Origin of the sequence: Saccharothrix tamanrassetensis (genome assembly GCF_014203665.1) — a bacterium.
In the GTDB taxonomy this organism is placed as follows: domain Bacteria; phylum Actinomycetota; class Actinomycetes; order Mycobacteriales; family Pseudonocardiaceae; genus Actinosynnema; species Actinosynnema tamanrassetense.
In genome coordinates this window covers 1-2,678 of sequence record NZ_JACHJN010000026.1, presented here as the reverse complement: position 1 = coordinate 2,678, position 2,678 = coordinate 1, and the positions used below count along the sequence as shown (strand labels likewise).

The following is a 2,678-nucleotide window of genomic DNA, read 5'->3' as shown; positions in this document are numbered from 1 at the left end:
GAATGTTCGGCGGCGTCCTACTCTCCCACACCCTCACGAGTGCAGTACCATCGGCGCTGGAAGGCTTAACTACCGGGTTCGGAATGGGACCGGGTGTTCCCCCTCCGCCATGACCACCGAAACACTATGAAATTACCAACCCACAGACACCCGCGCCGCACCAAACCTGGTGGTCGCCGGTGTGTCCGGTTGGTTCTTTCAGAACCGCACAGTGGATGCGTAGCATGTTTGTGAGCAAGTCCTCGGCCTATTAGTACCGGTCAACTCCAGCCGTTACCGACCTTCCATCTCCGGCCTATCAACCCAATAGTCTCTTGGGGGCCTTACCCCACGAAGGGTGGGATACCTCATCTAGGAACGAGCTTCCCGCTTAGATGCTTTCAGCGGTTATCCCTTCCGAACGTAGCCAACCAGCAATGCCCTTGGCAGGACAACTGGCACACCAGAGGTCCGTCCGTCCCGGTCCTCTCGTACTAGGGACAGCCTTCCGCAAGTATCCTACGCGCGCGGCGGATAGGGACCGAACTGTCTCACGACGTTCTAAACCCAGCTCGCGTACCGCTTTAATGGGCGAACAGCCCAACCCTTGGGACCTACTCCAGCCCCAGGATGCGACGAGCCGACATCGAGGTGCCAAACCATGCCGTCGATATGGACTCTTGGGCAAGATCAGCCTGTTATCCCCGGGGTACCTTTTATCCGTTGAGCGACCACGCTTCCACAAGCCATGGCCGGATCACTAGTTCCGACTTTCGTCCCTGCTCGACCCGTCGGTCTCACAGTCAAGCCCCCTTGTGCACTTGCACTCGACACCTGATTGCCAACCAGGCTGAGGGAACCTTTGAGCGCCTCCGTTACCCTTTGGGAGGCAACCGCCCCAGTTAAACTACCCACCAGGCACTGTCCCTGATCCGGATCACGGACCGAGGTTAGACATCCAGTACGACCAGAGTGGTATTTCAACGACGACTCCACAACCACTGGCGTGGCCGCTTCACAGTCTCCCACCTATCCTACACAAGCCGAACCGAACACCAATACCAAGCTATAGTAAAGGTCCCGGGGTCTTTCCGTCCTGCCGCGCGTAACGAGCATCTTTACTCGTAATGCAATTTCGCCGGGCCTGTGGTTGAGACAGTCGAGAAGTCGTTACGCCATTCGTGCAGGTCGGAACTTACCCGACAAGGAATTTCGCTACCTTAGGATGGTTATAGTTACCACCGCCGTTTACTGGCGCTTAAGTTCTCAGCTTCGCCCCGAAAGACTAACCGGTCCCCTTAACGTTCCAGCACCGGGCAGGCGTCAGTCCGTATACATCGTCTTGCGACTTCGCACGGACCTGTGTTTTTAGTAAACAGTCGCTTCTCGCTGGTCTCTGCGGCCGAAAAATCCTAGCCCGAAAAAGGCTTCAAATCCCTCGGCCCCCCTTCTCCCGAAGTTACGGGGGCATTTTGCCGAGTTCCTTAACCACAGTTCGCCCGATCGCCTCGGTATTCTCTACCTGACCACCTGTGTCGGTTTGGGGTACGGGCCGCGTGAACACTCACTAGAGGCTTTTCTCGACAGCATGGGATCACCCTACTTCGCCTCAATCGGCTATGCATCACGTCTCAGCCTTCATGCAACACGGATTTGCCTATGCTGCGGCCTACACGCTTACACCAGTACTACCACTCACTGGCGGAGCTACCCTCCTGCGTCACCCCATCGCTTGACTACTACAAGTTCAGGTCCCGCGCTCCACGATCCCGATCGTCCGAAGACTTTCAGGAGGCTTCGGGCGGTTAGTATCACAAGGTTCGCCATGGGCGCGTTCACACGGGTACGGGAATATCAACCCGTTGTCCATCGACTACGCCTGTCGGCCTCGCCTTAGGTCCCGACTTACCCTGGGCGGATTAGCCTGGCCCAGGAACCCTTGGTCATCCGGCGGCAGAGTTTCCCACTCTGCTTTCGCTACTCATGCCTGCATTCTCACTCGTCCAGCCTCCACACCTGGATCACTCCGGCGCTTCAATGGCTGAACGACGCTCCCCTACCCATCCCGACATAATCGGAATGACACGGCTTCGGCGGTGTGCTTGAGCCCCGCTACATTGTCGGCGCAGGACCACTTGACCAGTGAGCTATTACGCACTCTTTAAAGGGTGGCTGCTTCTAAGCCAACCTCCTGGTTGTCTGGGCGACCCCACATCCTTTCCCACTTAGCACACACTTAGGGGCCTTAGCCGGCGTTCTGGGCTGTTTCCCTCTCGACTACGAAGCTTATCCCCCGCAGTCTCACTGCCGCGCTCTCACGTACCGGCATTCGGAGTTTGGTTGATTTCGGTAAGCTTGTGGGCCCCCTAGACCATCCAGTGCTCTACCTCCGGCACGAAACACACGACGCTGCACCTAAATGCATTTCGGGGAGAACCAGCTATCACGGAGTTTGATTGGCCTTTCACCCCTAACCACAGCTCATCCCCCAGGTTTTCAACCCTGGTGGGTTCGGGCCTCCACGCAGTCTTACCCACGCTTCACCCTGGCCATGGCTAGATCACTCCGCTTCGGGTCTAGACCACGCGACTCAACCGCCCTATTCGGACTCGCTTTCGCTACGGCTACCCCACACGGGTTAACCTCGCCACGCAGCACTAACTCGCAGGCTCATTCTTCAAAAGGCACGCCGTCACCCC

2 rRNA genes are annotated in these 2,678 nt (G+C 57.4%); both read right to left on the bottom strand.

The features are described 5' to 3' along the window. Positions 1-4: 4 nt before the first annotated feature. Positions 5-121 (bottom strand): 5S ribosomal RNA (gene rrf / locus FHS29_RS36145). Between the two features lie 109 nt (positions 122-230). After that, positions 231-2,678 (bottom strand): 23S ribosomal RNA (locus FHS29_RS36140); the annotation flags it as partial.